The following is a 21,130-nucleotide window of genomic DNA, read 5'->3' on the forward strand; positions in this document are numbered from 1 at the left end:
CGCGGTCGGAACGATGTGATTCCCCTACAAACCGAAATCCGATAGGTTGGCTTGGACGCCGGATACCATCTCAGATTTTCGACGAAGCGTGTTCATCGAAATCGGGAGTTCGGGGACGATGTTTCGAACCGCAGTGTGGAACGATTCGGATTCGCCGAACTCACCATCGAACGCGTTCCTGACGCTTTCGCGAACCTGCCAGACGCCGACGGGTGCCCAGTAGTCGTCGCTGACCTCCCGGAGAACGAGGGCTTTGGCTTGCCGACCGATGTCTTCCAGATGCTCCAGTACGCCCAATCGGGAGGCATAGTATGCACCGGCCGTCTCCTCGACGTAGTTCGTTCGCCCTTCGAACCCTTCGTGGGCGCTTCCCATCCAGATGTCACCCGTCTGAGAGGGGTTCCAGATGCTCCCCGGTGCTTTCATTTCGACCAGTTCGAACTCCCACTGCCCCGGCGCGAGGACGACCCAGTAGCGATTGCCCATATATTCGTTTACCCACACCTGTGTCTCGTCGATACTCGGGGCGTTCCGGATTCGACCTCGGAGATACTGTCCGACCGTGTCGTCCACCGCCGTAATCGACCAGCGAGTCGGGACGAGTTTTCGGTTTCGCCCTTGTCCGAGTGCGCCAGCAGAGAGGACGTTGTTGATGTCGTATACGTCAAACCCTCTCCGATAGAGATACGTCATCGCCCCCTGCGCCTGCCAGTCGTCGTCCTCCAGCGTCTTTTTTACCGGGCGCGGAACGTGTGGGTTTTCGGTGAGGTTTGCCGAGGACGCGCGGGCAGAAGGTCCAGTGGGGGTCGTGATATCGTCCACGTTTACGTCCAAATCCAGCTTTTCGCTGAGACCGATTTCCACGTCCACGGGGCGGTCGGCGATGGCGATTTCACGCTGGACACCGACGAATCCGTCCCACACATCCTCGACGTTGACCTTCGCGGAACGATTCGAATTCAGTAGGCCAGTTCGGTATTGGAGGACGTTGTCGATGTCGAGGCCGCGCTGGTACCAGTCGCCGCTCGTGGCGAACTCCGACGCGCGCTCTTCTTCGCCCACGGGCGAGAGGATCCCCGTCGAGACGTTGGGATACGAGGACCGGCCGACGAACACCGAAGGAGAAGTGCTTCCGAACAACGAATCGCCCTGTGCGACCTCGGAAAATCGGTCTTCGAAGTCGTCTACGTAATCCAGGATTTCGTAGGACTTCTCCTCGGCGAGACGGCGGCGGCGCTGCTCCTCGTCCGGCCGCAGGTCGTCGATGTACTCGTCCAACCGCATTCGCTCGAACTACGGATGGGAGTGGCTTCAACGTTCGGACACCGCACGAGGATTCCGCTGTGTTCCGTCGCTGCACGACCGCCGATCCTTTATTTTTCTCGTAACGGACGGGAGCACGTGAGCACTACCCGGGGAGACCGAGGTGTTGTCTAGTGAGCTTTCGTCTTCCCGTCCAACGGACGGATTGGCGATTGATGGGTCGGTCGACACGTCTCGTGTTCGATTCCGCAGTACGCTGTCGTGGCACTTCTCGCGGCCGTGCTCGCCCTGACGAACTTCACGCTCGAACAGGGAACCATCCTCCTGGTCGTTGCAGTGTTGGTCGGTGCTCCTCGCAGGGGTCCTCTCCCCGTTCGGTGTCACCGCGTCCGCAGCGTTGTTCCCGTTCGACGGACTCCGCACCGCGGTGGTTGCACTGCTCTGGGTTATCCTCCATCTACTGGATCGCGGACGGCATGCGGGGCGGCGACGTGAACGGGTGTTCAGTGGATGTCTACACACAGCAAACACGAATACCGAACTGATGCTCGGAAAACAGCAGGCGCTCAGGGGAGCGGACCGACTAAAAAGTGAACGAGGTTAGCTGTGGATTCCCATCGCTTCGATCTGTTCTTGATACCGGTTTCGAATGGTGACTTCAGTCACCTGCGCAACGTCTGCGACTTCACGCTGTGTCTTTTTCTCGTTGCAGAGAAGTGACGCGGCGTAAATCGCGGCGGCGGCGTAGCCCGTCGGAGATTTACCCGAGAGCAAGCCTTCTTCGGCGGTTGTTTCGATGATATCGTTCGCCTTCGACTGGACTTCTTCGCTGAGTTCGAGTTCGGAACAGAACCGAGGGACGTATTTTTTCGGGTCCACTGGTTTCATCTCAAGGCCGAGTTCCTGTGAGATGTAGCGATACGTTCGGCCGATTTCTTTTCGTTCGACACGGGAAACCTCCGAAATCTCTTCGAGACTCCGCGGAATCCCCTCTTTTCTGCAGGCGGCGTAGAGCGCGCTCGTCGCGACGCCCTCGATGGAACGCCCCCGAATCAGGTCCTCTTTCAACGCCCGTCGGTAGATGACGGACGCGACTTCCCGTACCGAGCGCGGTACACCGAGTGCGGACGCCATTCGGTCGATTTCCGAAAGGGCGAATTGGAGGTTGCGTTCGCCCGCGTCCTTCGTTCGGATACGTTCCTGCCATTTGCGGAGTCGGTGCATCTGACTGCGCTTTTTCGAAGAAATAGAACGACCGTAGGCGTCTTTGTCCTTCCAGTCGATCGTCGTCGTCAGTCCTTTGTCGTGCATCGTCTGCGTGGTCGGTGCACCCACGCGAGACTTTTGCTGGCGCTCCTGATGATTGAACGCACGCCATTCCGGACCTGGATCTATCTTTTCTTCTTCGACGACCAACCCACAGTCGTCACAAATGAGTTCGGAGCGGTCGTTGCTCTTTACTAAATTGTCGGACCCACATTCAGGACAAGCACGCTCTCCCTCTCGTTCATTCGCCGTTTGCTCCCCTTCAAGTTGGCGCTCACGCTGGCGAGTAGACCGTGTCATCGCACTTTTATAGTAGTAACTTCGATTCACTTAAACCCTTGGGCAAAAGCCATATATACTTGACAACCGGTGACATATTTCCCGGCGCATCGGAACGTGTTTACTCGCTCACAAACGAGTTGGTTCCAATGCCAGTCATCGAGTGTGACGTGGACGAGGCACGCCAGACGCTCGCCGACGCCGGAGTAGTCATCTCGGACGGCAAAACCGAGTACGAGCACTGGCGAGCCAGATACGACGACGCTGTCGCCATCGCCTACGACGACAAACTCGTTATTCAGGGTGCGAATCCACAATCCATCGAAGCTCTGCTCCGCGATTCGGGCGGGCACGCCTATCTCTACTTCGACGGTGGAAGTCGCGGGAATCCCGGCCCGGCGGCCATCGGTTGGGTTATCGTCACCAGCGATGGCATCGCCGGAGAGGGTAACGAGCGTATCGGCCGCGCGACGAACAACCAAGCCGAATACGATGCACTCATCGCGGGCCTCGAAGCCGCCCGCGATTATGGGTTCGACTCCGTGGACGTGAAGGGGGATTCACAACTCGCGGTCAAACAGGTGACAGGCGCGTGGAAGACGAACGATCCCGAACTCCGCGAGCGGCGCGTCCGCGTCCGAGAACTCCTCGATGGGTTCGACAAATGGTCGCTCAAGCACGTTCCGCGGGAGGTAAACGAGCGCGCGGACAAACTCGTAAACGAGGCGTTGGACGATGGTTGATCTGCCAGACGAACCGAGACCACAGGACGACCGCGAGCTGCCGACCGAAACCGTCGAAGCGGCGGAGCGGCTGACCCACCTCGCACGCGATACAGAGGGCGACGAGGCCGAGACGTACCGTGACGAGCGCGACAAACTGCTCGAAGAATACGATTTCGTGGCGCGGGTGCGGGACGACGATACTCGAACCGTCCTCGTTCTCCATCCCGACGAATGGCTCGACGATGAAGCGATTCGAGTCGAACGAATCGACGATACGGAACGGGCGATCGAAATCCCGCTCGATGGCCCCGGGGACCCGGACGATTGGGACGAAATCGACGCACACAACCGAGCCGTCGCGGAAACAGTGCGGGACGAACACGGCGACGTTCACGGCGCGAACGCCGAGGCGTTTGCTGACTTCATGAGCAACCATTACGCCCGGCAGGTAGAATCGGCGACCGATGCAGAGGTGACCGAGTTTTGTACGGAGTATTTCCGACGGAACGCCTGGCCGACGGACGAACAAAAAAGGGTCGTTGAACGGTCGGTCGAACTCGTGTTCAACAGTGTTAGCTGTGCTTCTCGATGAGTGCACGAATCTGCTCCGCGCGCTCCTCGTTCGTAACGAATTTCGAGAGCGACCATGCGAAGGAGTCTTCGACCGCTTCGAGACCGTCGTTAGTCAGACCATACTGATTGGTTCGCTTGTCGAGCTCGCTCTTCTCGACGAGTCCCCGTTCGACCAGCGTGTCGAGGTTGGGATACAGACGGCCGTGGTTCACTTCCTCGTCGTAGTAGTTTTCGAGTTCGCGCTTGATAGCGAGACCGTACATCGGCTCCTCGGTGAGGACGATGAGGATGTTCCGCTGGAAGGCGGTGAGGTCGCGGGCGGTACTGCTTTCGGTGAGTGTTTGTGCCTCTGACATTGGCTTTGACAGGACGAAATATGTAACCGAGATATTTAACCCTTCTCAAGTTTCTTGGTGTTTCTCTCCGCTTTCGCTCGATTTTACTGTGGAATACCACCAGTCGATTACGGAGGTGTGTTTCGTTTTTATTGGTGATCGATCGAGCGACAGAGGTCGGTTTGAATCGATGCCGAAAGGACTTTTTGGTCTTCCTGTGCAGTCGCAAACGACCCATGACGAATCTCTGGGAAGACCTGGAAACAGGACCGAATGCCCCTGAAGAAATCTACGCAGTCGTCGAGTGTCTCAAAGGCGACCGGAACAAGTACGAGTACGACAAGGACATCCCCGGTGTCATGCTCGACCGCGTGCTCCACAGCAACGTCCACTACCCCGGTGACTACGGGTTCATCCCGCAATCGTACTACGACGACGAGGACCCGTTCGACGTGCTCGTCCTCGTCGAGGACTCGACGTTCCCCGGCTGCGTCATCGAAGTCCGTCCCGTCGCCCTCATGAAGATGGACGACGACGGCGAGCAGGACGACAAGGTCATCGCCGTCCCCATCGAAGACCCACGCTTCGACCACATCGAGGACGTGGACGACATCACGCAACAGCAGAAAGACGAGATCGACGAGTTCTTCCAGACGTACAAGAACCTCGAAGCAGGCAAGGAAGTCGAAACACAGGGCTGGGAGGACAAACAGTCCGCACTCGACGCTATCGAACACGCACAGGACTTGTACGAAGAGAACTTCGCGTAACCGGCGTTCAGACCTGATTTCGTTCGATCGCCTCTTTTCGAGATACGGTCGTCTACCGGCTGTTTGCCCGTCCGTTAGCGACATCCGTTCGGAGATGTCTTATAACTGCTACAGTAATCCATCCGGGAATTGATATTATTGGACACGAACATGCGACACCAATGCCCACCGGATTCCTCGCCGAAAACGACCTCGTCGTGCTCACTGCACTGCTGTTAGTCCTTTCCGGCGGTGGCATCCTCTACGCCGTCCAGTTTCGGTACGTTGCGTCGCACGACCGACGAAGCACCTATCGACTCGCTCAAGGAGACGGTTGCCGGACAGAACCGAATCGCACTCGTCGTTCCGGAGGGCGCGAGTATCGATTCACTCGCCGCGGCTGTCGGTTTACAGGCACTCTGTAATGACTGGGGCGTCGCAGGGCGAATCGCCGCGGAAGGCGAGGTGACGGGTGAGGACAGTAAGGCGTTCTGTAACATCTTCGATGTCGGTTTGACGACCATCGACGAGCGGGGCGAACGGCTTCGGAACTGCGATGCGGCGATCGCAGTTGGTGGTGGGGGGGCTGTTCCACGGCTCTCGAACAACCCGCCGGTCGTCGGCGTCATCCGCCACCGGCCGACCGCGGAGGAGAACATTTTGACCATCACGCGTACTGACGATGGAGCGACCTCGACCGTCGTCATCAAACTGGCCCGTGACTCGGGACTCATCCCCGACCAACGAGTCGCCACGGCGCTCCTGTACGGTATTCGCGCCGGAACGCGGGAGTTTCGTCGGGCAAACGGGAAAAACGATTACGACGCCGCCGGATTTCTCCATGCGTTCGCGGATCTCGGGCGTATCGAGGATTTGCGCTCGCCGGGCGTCAGCGGCGATACCTTCGATGTGCTCGGGGAGGCGATCGCGAACCGGGAACGTCGGGCGAGTTTCGCCGTGACGAACGTCGGTGTCGTTCCTTCCGTTAGCGCGTTAGAGGAGGCCGCTGATTCCCTTCTTCGACTCGAGGGCGTCTCGACAGCGGCGGTGTTCGGCATCCACGAGGAAACCATCGTCGTCTCCTGTCGCGCGGAGGACGTTCGAACCAGCGCGGTGGACATCCTCGGATGTGCGTTCGACACGAGCGAAACGACGGGCGGAAACACGGATTCCGCAACCGCCCGTGTCCCGTTGGGAATCTTCGCACAAGTCGATGGGGAACACGCCACGACGTTGGATTCGCTCATCGACGTAAGTACGCGCAAAGCGTTGTTCACCGCGTTCGAGAGTGTATAGGGTTACTGTGTTCAGATGAACATAGGTTCGGGAGTGAATAACACGGAAACGAAGGTTCTTGTAGTCGCCTGTGGTAAGGCCGCGTATGGGTCTCTTCGATAGGCTCCGTGGAGATGACGAGCCCCGGGTAGCCTTCTTTGGTATCGACGGCGTGCCGTACAGCTTTCTTAAAGACAACGCCTCGGAGTTCCCGAACATTGCGTCACTCGCGAAAGAGGGGAGCGCCGGAGCGATAAACAGCATCGTCCCGCCCGAATCCTCCGCCTGCTGGCCAGCCCTCACTACCGGCGTCAACCCCGGTGAAACGGGTGTGTATGGGTTCCAAGACCGTGAGGTCGGGTCCTACGACACGTACGTCCCGATGGGTCGGGACGTCCAGGCGACTCGACTCTGGGATCGTGTCGCGGACTCGGGTCGCAACGCGACGGTGATGAACGTCCCAGTGACGTTCCCGCCACAGCGGAACGTCCAGCGGATGGTCTCGGGATTCCTCTCCCCCGGCGTGGACAAGGCGGCGTACCCTGACGAACTGCGAAACTATCTGAATTCCATCGATTATCGCATCGATGCGAACGCAAAACTGGGGCACAAAGAGGACAAATCCGAGTTCATCGAGAACGCCCACGAGACGCTCAAAGCGCGCTACGAGGCGTTCCGCCACTACATCGAACAGGACGACTGGGACCTGTTTTTCGGCGTATTCATGACCACCGACCGGGTGAACCACTTCCTCTACAAACATTACGAGGAGGATGGCGAATACAAACAGGAGTTCATCGACTTCTACAAGAAGGTGGACGAATACCTCGGAAAGCTTCGTGACGCGCTCGCTGACGACGTGACCATGGTCGTCGCCAGCGACCACGGCTTCACCAGTCTCGACCACGAGGTTCACTTCAACCAGTGGCTCGAAAACGAGGGATGGCTCTCCTACGAGGACGACGACCACGAAGAACTCGGCGACATCGCCGACGACACCGTCGCCTACTCGCTCATTCCGGGCCGATTCTACATCAATCTCGAAGGTCGCGAACCACGTGGAAGCGTGCCTGAAGACGAGTACGAGGAAAAACGAGACGAACTCAAGGAGATGCTCGAAGGCCTCGAAGGGCCGAACGGCGAGAAGGTCTGTGCCCAAGTCGTCGAGAAGGAAGACGCCTTCCACGGCGACCACGAGGACATCGCACCAGACCTCGTCGCCATCCCGAACTACGGCTTCGACCTCAAAGCCGGGTTCAAGGGTCACGACGACGTGTTCGGCGTCGGCCCACGAAACGGAATGCACAGCTTCGACAACGCGTCGCTGTTCGTTGACGACTCGGACGTGACGATTCCCGAAGACACGGACCTGCTCGACATCGCACCGACCATCCTCGACCTGATGGAAGTCGAGTATTCCGCGGGCGAACTCGACGGTCGAAGTCTGGCGTAGAATCTCGACTCGTTTTTTGGAGACACGTTCGCGGAGCGACTGCGACGGTGGTGTGTATCGAGTGAACACAGCCACACGACTCCGATCATTGCTCGCAGACTTGTTTCATTCCCTCCGACGAATCCCGAGACGAACGATCGAGAGGGTCGGTGTCCTGCTGCTAGTCGTCACAGTCGCGTTCGATACGGACGGAAACGATGCCGATGCCGGTCGAACGAGTCGAAACGCAACACTCAGACCGAATCCGGTTTGTCGTGAATTTCGAGGGTTACGTCGCGCGGTTCGCCTTCCAAATCCGCGACGATTCGTTCGACGACGGTTTCGGCTTCCCGCAAAACGAGCGGCTTTACCTTGTTCACCACCCATCCCATCGAGACGAACATCGGCAGGTCGAGCATCCCGGAATCCGCCGAATCCGCGTCAAACTGAATGGACAGCCACACCCGCGAGGCGGTGTCTTTCCCTTCGGGAGCCTCCTCGGGGACTTCCTCGACCCGCCAGTGGCCGTGGGCGTGGATGTCCTTGATTATCTTCCAGTCGATGCGGTTCGGGCGGTCGAGTTCGGTCACCTCGGAGCGCACCGTATACTGGATTTTCCACCATTTCAGATGAATATCGTACTCCGTGCCCGGTCCACCCTCGCCTTGGCGCGTAACGCCGGTGAGGTGTTTCGAGTAGTTCGCATAGCCCGGAAAGTCGATGAGGAACTCGTAGGCCTCCTCCGGCGGCACGTAGACGACGGTGCTGAGTTCGACTGAATCCACACCGTTCGGTTTTGCGTGGCTGAAAGTAAACATTCCGGCGAACGACATCCGGTAATTTCGGTCCTGTCAGTTCGGTTCGTTCGAAAAACATCGGTTCGAACCAGCGGCGTGAAACGGGGTTGCATATGCCAGTAGAACCCTTTCAATGCTGGCGCAACGATCGATTCATATGACGGAATCAAGCGAGGAGTTCGCGTGCCAGCAATGCGACGAGTCGTTCGACCAACGAGCGCAGTTGAACGAACACATGGAGACGGCTCACGATGTCGCGCCGAACGAGGAGAGCGAAGACGCCGCCGCCGCAGGGTCGGATGCCAGCGGTTCGACCGGTTCTATCACCGAAGAAACGAACGATTCTCCGGGGGCGGCGGAACCATCCGAGGCCGCGGGGCCGTCCGAGAGCGACGCCGACGTTCGTCCCGACGAGGACGGTTCGTAACCCAGACGGCACCACTGTCTCTCGAACCGCTTGCCGACACCGCTATTTTATACTCCTTCACAGGGAACTGCCGACCATGACACGCTACGACGTCGTAATCGTCGGCGGTGGCGTCGCGGGACTCTCCGCGGGAACCTTCACCGCCCGCGCGGACCTCGACACGTTGATCGTCAACGACGGTGTTTCCATCCTTTACCGGAACGCGATTTTGGAGAACTTCCCCGGCTTTCCCGCCGGAATCGACTCGCGACTGTTCTGTCTAATGCTCGAAGAGCAGGCAAAACGCGCCGGATGCACCCGCCTCGATGCCAAGGTACCAAATGTACGCCGCGCAGAGGACGGCGATGACACCCGGTTCGTCATCGAAACGGACGACGAAACCATCGACGCGGAGCGAGTCGTCGCGGCATCGTGGTCCGACTCGTCGTATCTCGACGGACTCGACCTCGAATTCGAGCAGGCCGGGAGCAAGCAGTACGTTTCGGTGGACGAAACGGGACGAACCGGCGTCGAAGGGCTCTACGCCGCGGGACGACTCGCCGGGCAGTATCACCAAGCGATCGTTTCCGCGGGCCACGGGTCGCAAGTCGGAATTACCGTGGTTCACGACGCCGACCCCGAGTTCTACCACGATTGGGTCGCCCCGGAGGGTTACTTCACCAACCGCGACCGCGAGGTACCGGTCGGCTGTGAGGAGATATCGGAGGACGAACGCCAACGCCGTGCACGCCGGGCGCACGACCGACTTCGAAAGTACGTCGAGGAGTGGGAGGACGAGACGCCAGTGCCGCATCCAAGTTTCGTAGAGAGGATGGAGTAAGGGACGAGGCGGAGCGAAACCCGACTTCGGAAAATAGCACCTTCCCCTTCGGCGCGTGCAAGAGATGGCGACGGCGACTCGGATGTCTGCCCGCGGCCGTGCCGTTCGCATTCGCGATTTCGCAGAGATTACGCCGTCCTCCCCGCCATTTCACCGCGCGCCCAATTCGTTTGATTCGGTTCTGTCACCGATCCCCTCCCTGACTCAGTGGCCACCGGAGGAGACGTGGAGACCAACGATGCCGACGACGATGACCCCGATGAAGGCGACCCGGACTAACTCGGCGGGTTCGTCGAAGAGCACGATACCGAGGGTTGCGGTACCGACCGCACCGATACCGGTCCAGACCGCGTAGGCAGTGCCGACGGGGAGCGTCTCGATAGCGTTCGCCAACAACACCATGCTGACGACGAGTGCAACGACCGTCGCAACGGAGGGCCAAAACTTCGAGAGACCGTCGGAGTACTCCAATCCGATGGCCCACGCGACTTCGAACACCCCGGCGACGAGCAGAATCTTCCACGACATCGGTTCGTTTTCGAAGGGATGTGGGGAATGCGTTGCGTTTTCACGCTCGGCCTTTCGGGTCGTGCTCCCACCCTGCCGAGATCCAAGTTTCTTTATCAAATCCTTCTGAACCGTCTACGAAATGAGTGTCGAGAACGATGAGTGACGATGGGGTAGATCCGGACGAGTTGGGAGAAACGGTAGAACGGCCGATGTTTCGGCTCTTCACCGAGTACGGGGACGACCACCTCCACTGGTTCGTCATCGGGGTTCTCACGAGCCTGAGTGCTCGGTTTCTCGCCCTTATTCCACCGGTCGTCCTCGGCGTTGCACTGGATTCCATTTTCGACGACACACGACCGTTTTCACTCCCTCTCGTCCCGAACGCATGGATTCCGGAGACGACGATGGGTCAATTTTTGCTCGCTACAGAAATCATGGCTGCTTCGATGGTTCTCGCCGCCTTGAGCAACTTCGCGCGCTCGTCCAGTTTGAACCTGTTCTCACACCGGGTCAAACACGAAGTTCGGACGGCGACGTACCAGTGGATGCAGAGACTCGACATGGAGTTCTTCGACGACCACAAGACGGGCGAACTCATGAGCATCCTGAACAACGATACGAATCGCCTCGAACTGTTCCTCGACAATATGATGGGGAGCGCCATCCAACTCTTCGTTCTCATCATCGGAATCGGGTGGGTTCTCTTCACCATCAACGCGCAGTTGGCATTGGTCACCCTCTCCGTCATCCCCATCGCGGCGTTGTTCACATGGTGGTTCATGCGACGGGTCGAAGCGTTCTACGCGGATATCCGCTCGTCGGTCGGGGACTTGAACACCCGTCTGGAGAATAACCTCGCGGGCGTCGAAGTCATCAAAACCGCCGGAACCGAGGATTTCGAGGGCAACCGAGTTCGAAGCGCTTCCTACGAATATTTCAAACGCGACTGGAAGGCCCTCCGGATGAATTTCATCTATCGCCCGGGATTGCAACTTCTCACCTCCGTTGCCTTCATCGCGACCTTCATCGCCGGTGGATTGTGGGTTCTTTCCGACCCGCCGCTGGGATTCTCGGGAACACTCTTCGTCGGTCAACTCGTTACGTTCCTCCTCCTTACCCAGCGAATGGTCGAACCGCTCACGCAGATGAGCGAAGTCGTGGACAGATACGAGGACGCAAAGGCGTCATCGAGACGCATCTTCGGCCTCATGTCGATTCCGCCCACCATCACCGACAGTCCGGACGCAACCGCACTCGATTCCGTCGGAGGCAGAGTCGAGTACGACCACGTGGATTTCGCCTACGACGACGGCGAGCGCGTCATACACGATATAACGTTCACCGCAGACCCCGGCGAAACCGTCGGCCTTGTCGGGCCAACCGGTGCCGGAAAATCCACGATCTGTAAACTCCTGCCGCGCCTCTACGACGTAACGGCTGGAGAAATCCGGGTCGATGGAACCGACGTTCGTGACCTCACGGTCGAAAGCCTCCGCGAACATATCGGCTACGTCGGACAGGACACGTTCTTGTTCGACGGAACGGTAAAGGAGAACATCGAATACGGTTCGTTCGATGCGAGCGAGGAGGAAATCGTCGCCGCCGCGAAGGCTGCGGAAGCCCACGAGTTCGTCACCAACCTTCCCGAAGGCTACGACACCCGAGTCGGCGAGCGCGGCGTGAAACTCTCCGGTGGCCAGCGCCAGCGAATCTCGATCGCACGGACGATTCTGGCCGATCCAGAACTGCTCGTACTGGATGAAGCGACGAGCGCGGTGGACACCGAAACGGAGATGCTTATCCAGCGTAGTCTCGACCGCCTCACCGAGGACCGAACGACGTTCATTATCGCCCATCGCCTCTCGACCGTGAAAGGCGCGGACACCATCCTCTCCGTCGAAGACGGGGAGATCGTCGAGCGGGGGACCCACGAGGAACTGCTCGACAATGACGGTCTGTATGCGGACCTCTGGCGGGTGCAGGCGGGCGAAATAGACGCACTCTCCGAGGAGTTCGTGGAGGAAGCATCACGACGGGCGAGTGCCAGTCAGCCGACCTACGGGTCGAACCCGTGACCTTTTACGGGATACCGTACCCAGTAGCGGGTAATGCTCACCGGAGTGAACGTGGCGTTGGGGGTGACGGGAAGTATCGCGGCGGTGAAAGTAGTCGAGTTAGCACACGAACTTCGCAGGCGAGGCGCGAACGTCAGGGCCGTGATGTCGAAGGGTGCACGAGGTATTATCCACCCTTGGGCGGTCGAATTCGCGACCGACAACCCGGTCGTGACCGAAATCACAGGGCAGGTCGAACACGTCGAACTCTGTGGCCGTGACGAGTGGGCTGACGTACTCCTCATCGCACCAGCGACCGCGAATACGGTCGGAAAAATCGCGAGTGCGGTGGACGATACGCCGGTAACGACCTGCGCGACGACCGCCCTCGGCGCGGATGTTCCAGTCGTCATCGCTCCGGCGATGCACGAACCGATGTACGACCATCCCGGCGTGCTCGATGCTATCGAGCGCGTCGAATCGTGGGGCGTCGATTTCGTCGAACCGCGAATCGAAGAGGGGAAGGCGAAAATCGCTACCGAAGATATGATCGCACTGGATGTCGCCCGAGCGACCGGAGACCAACCGCTCGCCGGAAAGGGCGTCGTCGTAACTAGCGGCGCGACGAGCGAACCCATCGACCCGGTGCGAGTGCTGACCAGTCGTTCCTCCGGCAAGACGGGCAGAGCAGTTGCTCGTGCTTGTTACGTCGCGGGCGCAAACGTCGCGCTCGTCCACGATGCGCCGGACGTTCCCTACGCGACCGGCGTACAGGTCGAAACCGCCGAGGAGATGACGGACGCCGTGAACGACCTCATCACGGCGTTTCCGGCGGATGCCCTGGTTTCAGTCGCGGCAATTAGCGACTATACGGCTGACGTCGAAAGCGAAAAGATTCGATCCGGACAGGACCTTTCACTCGATCTCCAACCGACGCGGAAACTCATCGATACGGTTCGCGGGAACTATCCGGGTCTCCCCATCGTCGGCTTCAAAGCCGAGACGAGTGGGGACGACTCGGCGATGGTGACTGCAGCCCGCGAAACGCTTGCCCGTGCAGGGTGCTCGTTCGTCGTCGCAAACGACGCGAGCGTGATGGGAGAAGACGAGACGAGAACGCTGTTCGTCCGAGAAAACAGCGTTCGAACGTACAGCGGGAGCAAGACGGAACTCGGATTGCAGGTCGCTACCGAGCTCGCCGAGGAGCTTATGGACGACTCGTAACGCCCTCGACACCTCGTCGCCAGAGTGATAGCGCGTTCACCCGTGGTTGCACTCGAATCTTAATGTCCGGATTATCGACATCACTTACGGACGTTCTCGGCATCGATGTACCCATCGTTCAGGCGCCGGTCGGGAGCGCGACGTGTCCGTCGCTCGCCGCCGCCGCCGATGCTGGTGCGCTCGGCATGCTCGCGGTGACGTGGCGAGACGAAGCGACGACGTGGAAACTGCTCGTCGAAACCGCGAACCGATGGCGTGTTCGGAGTCAACATCGTCGTGGATTCGAACGCGAAGGAGATTCCGACGACCACTCACATCGATAGTTGTCTCGACGAAGGCATCGAGGTGTTTTCCTTCTCGTTCGGCGAGGCCGCACCGTTCGTAGAGCGTATTCTCGCCGAGGGGGAATCGCCCTGCAGTCCGTCGGGGATACAACAGAGGCCAAAGATGCGGTGGAAAGCGGCGTGGATATCGTCGTCGCACAGGGGAGGGAGGCGGGCGGACACGTTCAGAGCGACGTTGCGACCATGCCGTTAGTACCACGCATCGCGGACGCTGTTTCCGACACACCGGTCATCGCCGCCGGCGGAATCGCGGACGGGCGGGGTATCGCAGCCGCGCTCTCCCTCGGCGCGGATGGGGCGTGGATCGGAACACGATTTCTCGCGACGGAGGAAGCACACGTACACCGACGCTACCGTCGCCGAGTCCTCGAAGCGAACGAAACCGAAACCACCTACTCTACCCTCTTCGACGAAGGCTGGCCGGACGTTCCGCATCGCGTCATCGAAAACTCGACCGTCGCGGAGTGAGATGCCGCGGGCAGACCGCCGGACGAGCGCCCCGGAGAGGGAGACGGAGACACTGTCCGAAGAAACGATGGATGCACTCGAACGAGTCGATGGATATCGAACGAGCGTCGATTAAGCGTCTCCGTCTTCCTCCGGCCACTCCGCGTCGCCGAAGAACTCAATGCCCATCTTCTGGGCCGACCGCGAAATCATGTGCGCCCCCGTCGGTGCCGTGATGAACAGGAATACGATGCCGACCAGCGAGGTGAGTCCCGCTCCCCGTGGGCCGTGGGAGACGAACAAGGCGAGGAACAGCGAGGCGGCACCGAGCGTGGTCGCCTTGCTGGTGGCGTGCATTCTGTTGTACACGTCGGGGAGTCGCAACAGGCCGAGCGTCCCGACCACGAGGAAGAAACTCCCGACGACGACGAGCAGTGCGATGACGACTTCCTGAACCAGTTGAATCGTACTCATTTGATGATATCCCCCTCGATGACGTACTGCGAGACTGCGATCGTGCTGATGAACCCGATGATAGCGAGAACGAGGCTCACCGTTACGAACAACCCTTCGCCGCGATACAGCGCGAACAGTGCCGCGATCGCGACGACGTTGGTTCCGATAGTGTCCAATGCAACCACTCGGTCGGGGACTGTCGGACCCTTGATCACGCGGTAGCCCGCGAGCAGCGTAAGTCCACTGGCGATTATCAACCCGGCCAGATAGACGAGGTGGAGGTCGATGAGACCCGATTCAGTTGCCATGACCCTCACCTCCCTCGGACCGTGTCCCGCCATCCGGTTGCTCGGCTTCCTGGAGTTCGCTATCGCTCCGTGTCGAACTCACCTCGGGCCGTTCCCGTGCAATCTCGGGAACTGGGTCGCCGGGTTTCCCCTCCTCGTCGAAGATGACGAGGGCGTAGTCCTCCCACGTCCGAATCGGTTCAACGATCGCGTCGGGGTCTCGAGCGTCGATACTGTGTACGTAGAGCGCGTTGGTTTCCTCGTCGTAATCCATAGTCAGCGTTCCCGGCGTGAGCGTGATGCTGTTGGCGATGGTCGTAATCGCACCGTCTGTTTTGACCCGGAGCGGGACGACGACGACTCCGGGTTCTATCGGCATGCTCGGTGCGAGCACGCGGTACGCCACGTCGATGTTTGCCGTCGCGAGTTCCTTCAGGAAGACCGCGACGTAGAGAATCGCGTACGGTGCAGCCTTGAGACTCCGTGTGACGTTCGTCTCCGTCGTGTAGAACTTCCGGAAGCTGAACGCGATGAGGAGTCCGAAGGCGAGTCCGATCAGGAACTCACCGAGGATAGGCACCGGTTCGAACGCAACGCCTCTGACGAACAGCCAGAGGATCGCGAGGACGACGCCGATGACGGGCCATTTCTTCATTTCCCACCACCTCCCATCACCGCGTTGATGTACGTCTGTGGCTCGGTCGCGGCCCGTGCCGCGGATTCGGCGGCCAGATACACCGGATCGAATCCGATGCCGACCAGCAGAACGAGCGCGGCCAGCACGCTGAGGACGGCGATTCCGGTCGGCGTGCCACCCTGTTCAACCATCGCGCTTTCCGACCCCCAGAAACCGCGGTTCCACGCTCGGGAGAAGTACGCGATGGTGAGAATCGCACCCGTCAATGCGATGGCGAGGGCAAGCGTCGCACCTGCGTCACCCGCCACTCGGAATACGAGGAACTTCCCGAAGAAGCCTGAAAGCGGCGGAATGCCGATGAGCGAGAGCGCGCCGACGAAGAATACCCCTGAGAGGACGGGATTCTTTCGCGTCAGGCCACCGAGGTCGGCGAACCGGTCGGTGCCGACAGCCGAGAACACCGACCCGGATGCGAGAAACAGCAGCCCTTTCGCTAGCGCGTGGTTCAGGGAGTAAATGAGCGCGGCGGTGATGGCGAGGGTTCGAACCCCGGGAACCGTCGCCCCGATTGCTAGCGGGAGGACGATAAAACCGACCTGTCCGATGCTGGAATAGGCAAGTAAGCCATCGACATCGTCGCGTCCAATCGCACCGATTCCGCCGAGAAGGATACTCGCGCTGGCCATGATGAACATCACCGGGCCAAAGAACGCGAGCGCGGAGTTCCCCGCAAGGCCGGGGAGTGTGAGTCCGCCGGGAATCGTCAGCCCCGCGAATACCGTGAAGTAGAGGCGGATGATGGCGTAAATCCCGACCTTCTTCACGACGCCCGCGAGCATCGCGGAGACGGGCGCGGGTGCGGCCCGGTAGGCCGCAGGCACCCAGAACTGGAAGGGTGCGATACCCGATTTGAGCGCAAACACAGTGAAGAGGAGCGCCGACAGGCCGAGGACCGGAAGCCGTGCGATGTTCCCCGAATCCGTCGCGAGTCGCTCCGCGAGTTGTGCCATGTTGAGCGTTCCCGTCGTGGCGTAAATGCCACCGATTGCGAGGAGCATCACCGCACTCCCGATGAGGTTGAGCACGACGTACTGGAGCGCCGCACGAGTGTGCTCTGGTCCGCTGTAGAAGACGACGAGGACGTAACTCGACATGAGCATGACCTCGAACCAGACGAACAGGTTGAAAACGTCGCCCGTGAGGAACGCTCCCGTTACGCCCACCAGCATAAAATGGTACAGTGGATGGTACGAGAGTCGCTGACCGAACTCGTCCACGTACTGCACCGAGAAGGCGAGCGCGGCCAGCGAGACGACTGCCGCCAGCGCGAGCATGAACACCGAGAGCGAATCGGCGACCAGCGTGATTCCGAACGGCGCTCGCCAGTCTCCAACTTGATACGCGATGACGTTCGACGCGCCAAGCGGGTCGATTTCAGTCCAGAGTGCCGCCACCGCGGCGACGTACACGACGCCACCGAGGAGACTGACACCTCGCTGAATAGTCGAGAATCGCCGGACGACGAGCGTCAGAATCGCCGTCACGAGCGCGACGAGCAACGGTGCGATAACCAACTGATTCATGTGGATTCACCTAGTTCGTTCATGTCGATCGTTCCGTGTTCTTCGTAGACGCGATACGTCAGTACGAGTGCGAACGCGGTCGTTCCGAACCCGATGACGATGGCTGTCAGGACGAGCGCCTGCACGAGGGGATCGGTGGTACTTCCATGACCGCCGTGTCCCGAGATAATGGGCACGCTCCCTGCGAAGCCACCCATCGTGACGAGGTAGGCGTTCGTTGCCTGACTGATGATGGTGACACCCCAGACGACGCGGACGATGTCCCGCCGCAGGACGAGGAACGTTCCGAGTGCGAACAGGAGACCCAGAACCCCTGCGAGGACGAACTGGGGCTGCGTCGCGACTGTTTCGCTCATTCTGCACCCACCACCGAGAGGATCGTCAGAAGCGCGCCAACGACGACGAGGTATACCCCGATGTCGAACGCGAGTGCACTCGCCACCTCGAAATGCGGGTAGAGCGGAATGCCCTCCAAGATGGTGTACGTTTGGTAGAGGAAGTTCTTCCCGAACACCATCGACACGACTCCGGAACCGGCGGCGATGAGGAGGCCGACCGCGAACATCGCACGGTAGTTCTCGACGATACCGTACTGGAGATGTTCGACCGGGCCGCGGACGACGTTGTGGAACAATTCGTCTTCGAGGAAGTCCATTCCGTAGACGATGTAGATGAGGGCGAACGCTGTCGTCGTCAGGACGCCCGCGATGAACCCTCCACCGGGCAGGTTGTGACCCTGCAACATCAGCGCCACCGCGGTGACGAAGATGAGGGGAACCACGGTGCGCGTAATCGTTCGCGTGATGACCGTCGTCATTGTATCTCACCCCGTTCGCGCATGGCGATGAGCGTCAAGACTGATAGTGCGGCCATGGCGACGACCGAGATTTCACCCATCGTATCGAAGCCACGGTAGTCCACCAGAATGACGTTGACGATGTTGTGCCCTCCCGCGATTTTCACGGTGTTTTCGTACTCCGTGAAGAACGTCGCAATCGAGTTCGGGCTCGCGGCGGTCGTGAGGAGCACCGTGACGAAGACGGTAGCACCGACGGCGAGCGACAGCACACCGTCGCGAAGCGCTCGACTGCGACTCATCTCCCCGTAGAACGTCGGAAGCCTGTCTAAGACGAGCAGGAAGATGACGAGGACGAGCGTCTCGACGACGAGTTGCGTGAGCGCGAGGTCGGGTGCTTTTGCCAAAATGTAGAAGATAGCGACCATGAATCCGAGAATCGAGAGCGTGAGCACGCCTGCGACGTGCGACGGGGCGATGCTCACCGCTACCGCACCGACGACTGCGACCAACAGGACGAGCAACATCGGGTAGGAGATCGCCAGTCCACCGAACGAAGGCAGTGAAACCCCCGCGGCAACGTAGCCGCCGAGTGCGAGGGTGGAAACCGCGGCGAGCGTCCACGTCGCGTAGGTTCGAAGTAGACCGGTCTGGACGCGAGGCACCATCGCGATGCTCACGTCGTTCAGGCCGTACACCGTGTTGTCGTACCACCAGTTCGCACGAAGCGGGTTGATCGCGAGCAGACGGTTTACGCCGTCGTGCAACCGGTCGTAGAACGGGTACGCCGCTGCGCCGATCGCGATGGTCGTCGCGCTCATGACGGCGGCGGGACTGAGGTGCTTCGGGAGGTGGTAACTGAAGTGGATTTCCTCGGCGTGTGCCCCCGGTGGAAGTACATTTCCGATCACTTCGCCCACGAAATGGTTGATCATCGTGGGGGCAAAACCGAACGTGTCCGCGACCCCGCCAAGTCCGATGAGCGCCGCGACGGTGCCGAGGATTGCCGTCGGCACCAGCATCATCGCAGGCGGCCTGTGGACGTGGCCCAGCCCTTTCGGCTTCTCGCCGAAGAAGAGCATCACGAACTTGACCGAATAGAGGAACGTGAAGATGCTCCCGAAGACGGCAACGATCGGGTAGAGCCACGTGAGGCCACCGTGGACATGAGCGGCCTCGTACGCCGCGTGGAAGAGGAACTCCTTCGAGTAGAAGCCGTTAAACGGCGGTATTCCGGCCATCCCGAACCCGGCAACCACGGTGATTGCGGCGGTAATCGGAAGGTCGTGACGAAGCCCACCGAGGTGTTTGATTTTTCGTGTTCCGGCCTCGTGTGCGATGATTCCTGCGACGAGGAACAGAGGTGCCTTGAACATCGCGTGGTTCAGTATGTGAAACGCACCCGTCTCGGCCCCGAGTTCGGAGGCGAATCCGAATCCGGCGACGATGAGACCGAGGTGACTCGCCGTCGAGTACGCCAACAGTTCCTTGATATCGGTTGCCGCGACGGCGAGGATGGCTGCGATAGTCATCGTCGCGAGACCGAGTATCGTGAACAGCGTCATCCAGTCGGGGAGTCCGTGTGTTCCTTCCGTTACTTCGGGGAGCAAGAGCGGTCGGAATCGACCGATGAGGTAGACGCCAGCTTTGACCATCGTCGCGGAGTGGAGAAACGCCGAAACGGGTGTCGGCGCTTCCATCGCGTTCGGAAGCCAGATGTGAAGCGGTACCTGCGCGGACTTCGCCGCCGCACCGACGGCGACGAGGCCGAGGACGGGAAGCAACATGCCAGCGTCCACCAGACCTTCGTGTACCTCGGCGGGATGTTCGAGCATCCACGCGAGGTCGAAGGCGTGTTGCTGTGACACCGTGTTCGCCAACAATAAAAAGCCGATGAGCATGAACAGACCACCGGAAACGGTGATTATCATCGACTTCCGTGCGGCGTATTGCGACGACCGCCGGTCGGTGTAGTGGCCGATGAGGATGAACGAGGACAAACTCGTCAGTTCCCAGAACACGAAGAGGGAGACGAGGTCCGCTGCGAACGCGACCCCCAGCATCGACCCCATGAACGCCAGCAGTGCGGTGTAGTACTTCGCTTTGCCCGGTTCGTCATGCATGTACGCGCCCGAGTACGCGAGGATGAGGACGCCAACCCCGCTGGCGAGGAAGCCGATGAGGAGCGCGAGGCCATCCACGTAGAACCGGAGCGAGACTTCGAGCGCGGGTATCCACTCGAACGAAACGGCGCCGTGTGTGCCGTACTGGCTTGCTACCATCGCGAAACAGGCGAGCGCCACCGCCGATGCGTAGTAGGCGGTGCGCTCCCCCAGCACGCGGTACACCAGCGGCGTCAGCGCCGCCGCCGCGAATGGAAGCATCACCAGCGCAAGCACAACCACGGCTACCGGGTCAGATGGTGATTGCACACTCGAATGTGAGCAATGGACTCACCTTAACGCTTCTCAATACCTCCGACGCCGGTGTCGAAAATTCCTGAACAATCGTCCAGTAGCAAGCTTAGAAATAGCCCATGTTTGGATTTCTCGGCCATAATGACTCGGTGAGTGCCCGTTCTCCCGAAACGGCGCGTTCTTGGTCCACGGTCCGTCCGACCCCGACGCGTGGTAGTTAACGGACGACACAATGCCGAGCAAGCGATGAGGACCGAACGAGTCCAGCGACGTATTGAGAGGAGAAAATATAGCCTATCCAATATATTTATATTTCGAAAATATATCAAAATATAATACATGGAGTCATCCAGCCATATACTTATTAGGTAGGAGTATCAAAGCCTGTAACAACGCGCTCATCATCCGAAAAATGCGGAACTGCACGGGAGACA

At 59.7% G+C, this 21,130-nt stretch carries 24 protein-coding genes; 12 read left to right on the plus strand and 12 right to left on the minus strand.

Features of this window, described 5'->3' with window-relative positions; all coding sequences use genetic code 11:
- Positions 1-24: 24 nt before the first annotated feature.
- A complete protein-coding gene (nreA, locus tag OOF89_RS12150; RefSeq protein ID WP_266076481.1) occupies positions 25-1,284 on the minus strand; it encodes a DNA repair protein NreA in 1,260 nt (419 codons plus the stop codon).
- 325 nt (positions 1,285-1,609) lie between these two features.
- Between nreA and OOF89_RS12155 the strand changes: the two genes are divergently transcribed.
- Positions 1,610-1,867 (plus strand): hypothetical protein, encoded by a 258-nt coding sequence (locus OOF89_RS12155; protein ID WP_266076483.1) that lies wholly within the window; start codon positions 1,610-1,612, stop codon positions 1,865-1,867.
- Here OOF89_RS12155 and OOF89_RS12160 read toward each other — a convergent pair.
- Complete coding sequence (locus tag OOF89_RS12160) at positions 1,864-2,829, minus strand: transcription initiation factor IIB (RefSeq protein WP_266076485.1); 966 nt, start codon at positions 2,827-2,829, stop codon at positions 1,864-1,866. The two genes, OOF89_RS12155 and OOF89_RS12160, sit on opposite strands and share 4 nt — an antisense overlap.
- Positions 2,830-2,957: 128 nt before the next feature.
- Here OOF89_RS12160 and rnhA point away from each other — a divergent pair, with 128 nt between their 5' ends.
- Both rnhA and OOF89_RS12170 read left to right on the plus strand, forming a co-directional pair.
- Complete coding sequence (gene rnhA / locus OOF89_RS12165; protein WP_266076487.1) at positions 2,958-3,551, plus strand: ribonuclease HI; 594 nt, start codon at positions 2,958-2,960, stop codon at positions 3,549-3,551.
- A complete protein-coding gene (locus tag OOF89_RS12170) occupies positions 3,544-4,125 on the plus strand; it encodes a DUF7108 family protein (protein ID WP_266076490.1) in 582 nt (193 codons plus the stop codon). Before rnhA ends, OOF89_RS12170 begins: the two co-directional genes overlap by 8 nt.
- On the opposite strand, the gene OOF89_RS12175 is transcribed toward OOF89_RS12170, so the two are convergent.
- On the minus strand, positions 4,106-4,462 hold the full coding sequence (locus OOF89_RS12175) for a PadR family transcriptional regulator (protein ID WP_266076493.1): 357 nt from the start codon (positions 4,460-4,462) through the stop codon (positions 4,106-4,108). The genes OOF89_RS12170 and OOF89_RS12175 overlap by 20 nt on opposite strands.
- 215 nt (positions 4,463-4,677) lie before the next feature.
- Between OOF89_RS12175 and OOF89_RS12180 the strand changes: the two genes are divergently transcribed.
- The 3 genes from OOF89_RS12180 to OOF89_RS12190 all read left to right on the plus strand — a co-directional run bounded on the left by OOF89_RS12180 (position 4,678) and on the right by OOF89_RS12190 (position 7,918).
- Entirely contained in the window at positions 4,678-5,211 is a 534-nt protein-coding gene (locus OOF89_RS12180) for an inorganic diphosphatase (RefSeq protein ID WP_266076495.1), read from the plus strand.
- Between the two features lie 264 nt (positions 5,212-5,475).
- Complete coding sequence (locus OOF89_RS12185; protein ID WP_266076498.1) at positions 5,476-6,486, plus strand: DHH family phosphoesterase; 1,011 nt, start codon at positions 5,476-5,478, stop codon at positions 6,484-6,486.
- Positions 6,487-6,571: 85 nt separating this feature from the next.
- Complete coding sequence (locus OOF89_RS12190; RefSeq protein WP_266076500.1) at positions 6,572-7,918, plus strand: alkaline phosphatase family protein; 1,347 nt, start codon at positions 6,572-6,574, stop codon at positions 7,916-7,918.
- A 233-nt stretch (positions 7,919-8,151) separates the two neighbouring features.
- Here the strand turns inward: OOF89_RS12190 and OOF89_RS12195 are convergent, their stop codons facing one another.
- On the minus strand, positions 8,152-8,682 hold the full coding sequence (locus tag OOF89_RS12195; protein ID WP_266076503.1) for an SRPBCC family protein: 531 nt from the start codon (positions 8,680-8,682) through the stop codon (positions 8,152-8,154).
- 169 nt (positions 8,683-8,851) lie between these two features.
- On the opposite strand from OOF89_RS12195, the gene OOF89_RS12200 reads away from it, so the two are divergent.
- Together OOF89_RS12200 and OOF89_RS12205 are read left to right on the plus strand one after the other, a co-directional pair.
- The gene (locus OOF89_RS12200; RefSeq protein WP_266076506.1) at positions 8,852-9,121 is read left to right on the plus strand and encodes a C2H2-type zinc finger protein; all 270 of its coding nucleotides are present in this window, start codon (positions 8,852-8,854) and stop codon (positions 9,119-9,121) included.
- A gap of 76 nt (positions 9,122-9,197) precedes the next feature.
- Positions 9,198-9,941: an FAD-dependent oxidoreductase gene (locus OOF89_RS12205; protein WP_266076508.1), complete on the plus strand. Its 744-nt coding sequence runs from the start codon at positions 9,198-9,200 to the stop codon at positions 9,939-9,941.
- A 204-nt stretch (positions 9,942-10,145) separates the two neighbouring features.
- Here the strand turns inward: OOF89_RS12205 and sugE are convergent, their stop codons facing one another.
- Entirely contained in the window at positions 10,146-10,469 is a 324-nt protein-coding gene (gene sugE / locus OOF89_RS12210) for a quaternary ammonium compound efflux SMR transporter SugE (protein WP_266076510.1), read from the minus strand.
- A 137-nt stretch (positions 10,470-10,606) separates the two neighbouring features.
- Here sugE and OOF89_RS12215 point away from each other — a divergent pair, with 137 nt between their 5' ends.
- The 4 genes from OOF89_RS12215 (at position 10,607) to OOF89_RS12230 (ending at position 14,541) form a co-directional block, all read left to right on the plus strand.
- Positions 10,607-12,526, plus strand: coding sequence for an ABC transporter ATP-binding protein (locus tag OOF89_RS12215; protein ID WP_266076512.1), 1,920 nt, complete (start codon positions 10,607-10,609; stop codon positions 12,524-12,526).
- A 33-nt stretch (positions 12,527-12,559) separates the two neighbouring features.
- Entirely contained in the window at positions 12,560-13,729 is a 1,170-nt protein-coding gene (coaBC, locus tag OOF89_RS12220) for a bifunctional phosphopantothenoylcysteine decarboxylase/phosphopantothenate--cysteine ligase CoaBC (RefSeq protein ID WP_266076514.1), read from the plus strand.
- Between the two features lie 62 nt (positions 13,730-13,791).
- Positions 13,792-14,052: a hypothetical protein gene (locus OOF89_RS12225; RefSeq protein WP_266076515.1), complete on the plus strand. Its 261-nt coding sequence runs from the start codon at positions 13,792-13,794 to the stop codon at positions 14,050-14,052.
- Positions 14,053-14,541, plus strand: a complete 489-nt coding sequence (locus tag OOF89_RS12230; RefSeq protein ID WP_266076517.1) for an NAD(P)H-dependent flavin oxidoreductase — start codon at positions 14,053-14,055, stop codon at positions 14,539-14,541.
- Between the two features lie 111 nt (positions 14,542-14,652).
- Here the strand turns inward: OOF89_RS12230 and mnhG are convergent, their stop codons facing one another.
- From mnhG to mbhE, 7 genes are read right to left on the minus strand one after another with little or no spacing between them, the layout of a single operon-like run.
- The gene (gene mnhG, locus OOF89_RS12235; protein WP_266076519.1) at positions 14,653-14,994 is read right to left on the minus strand and encodes a monovalent cation/H(+) antiporter subunit G; all 342 of its coding nucleotides are present in this window, start codon (positions 14,992-14,994) and stop codon (positions 14,653-14,655) included.
- Entirely contained in the window at positions 14,991-15,284 is a 294-nt protein-coding gene (locus OOF89_RS12240; RefSeq protein WP_266076521.1) for a monovalent cation/H+ antiporter complex subunit F, read from the minus strand. Before OOF89_RS12240 ends, mnhG begins: the two co-directional genes overlap by 4 nt.
- Positions 15,274-15,918, minus strand: coding sequence for a Na+/H+ antiporter subunit E (locus OOF89_RS12245; RefSeq protein WP_266076523.1), 645 nt, complete (start codon positions 15,916-15,918; stop codon positions 15,274-15,276). Before OOF89_RS12245 ends, OOF89_RS12240 begins: the two co-directional genes overlap by 11 nt.
- Positions 15,915-17,483: a complex I subunit 5 family protein gene (locus OOF89_RS12250; RefSeq protein ID WP_266076524.1), complete on the minus strand. Its 1,569-nt coding sequence runs from the start codon at positions 17,481-17,483 to the stop codon at positions 15,915-15,917. The genes OOF89_RS12245 and OOF89_RS12250 overlap by 4 nt, the downstream gene beginning before the upstream one ends.
- Positions 17,480-17,839, minus strand: a complete 360-nt coding sequence (locus tag OOF89_RS12255; RefSeq protein WP_266076525.1) for a sodium:proton antiporter — start codon at positions 17,837-17,839, stop codon at positions 17,480-17,482. Before OOF89_RS12255 ends, OOF89_RS12250 begins: the two co-directional genes overlap by 4 nt.
- Positions 17,836-18,300, minus strand: coding sequence for an MnhB domain-containing protein (locus OOF89_RS12260; protein ID WP_266076526.1), 465 nt, complete (start codon positions 18,298-18,300; stop codon positions 17,836-17,838). The genes OOF89_RS12255 and OOF89_RS12260 overlap by 4 nt, the downstream gene beginning before the upstream one ends.
- Entirely contained in the window at positions 18,297-20,663 is a 2,367-nt protein-coding gene (gene mbhE / locus OOF89_RS12265; protein WP_266079786.1) for a hydrogen gas-evolving membrane-bound hydrogenase subunit E, read from the minus strand. Before mbhE ends, OOF89_RS12260 begins: the two co-directional genes overlap by 4 nt.
- Between the last annotated feature and the right edge of the window lie 467 nt (positions 20,664-21,130).

The sequence above is a fragment of the Haladaptatus caseinilyticus genome (genome assembly GCF_026248685.1).
In the GTDB taxonomy this organism is placed as follows: Archaea; Halobacteriota; Halobacteria; order Halobacteriales; family Haladaptataceae; genus Haladaptatus; species Haladaptatus caseinilyticus.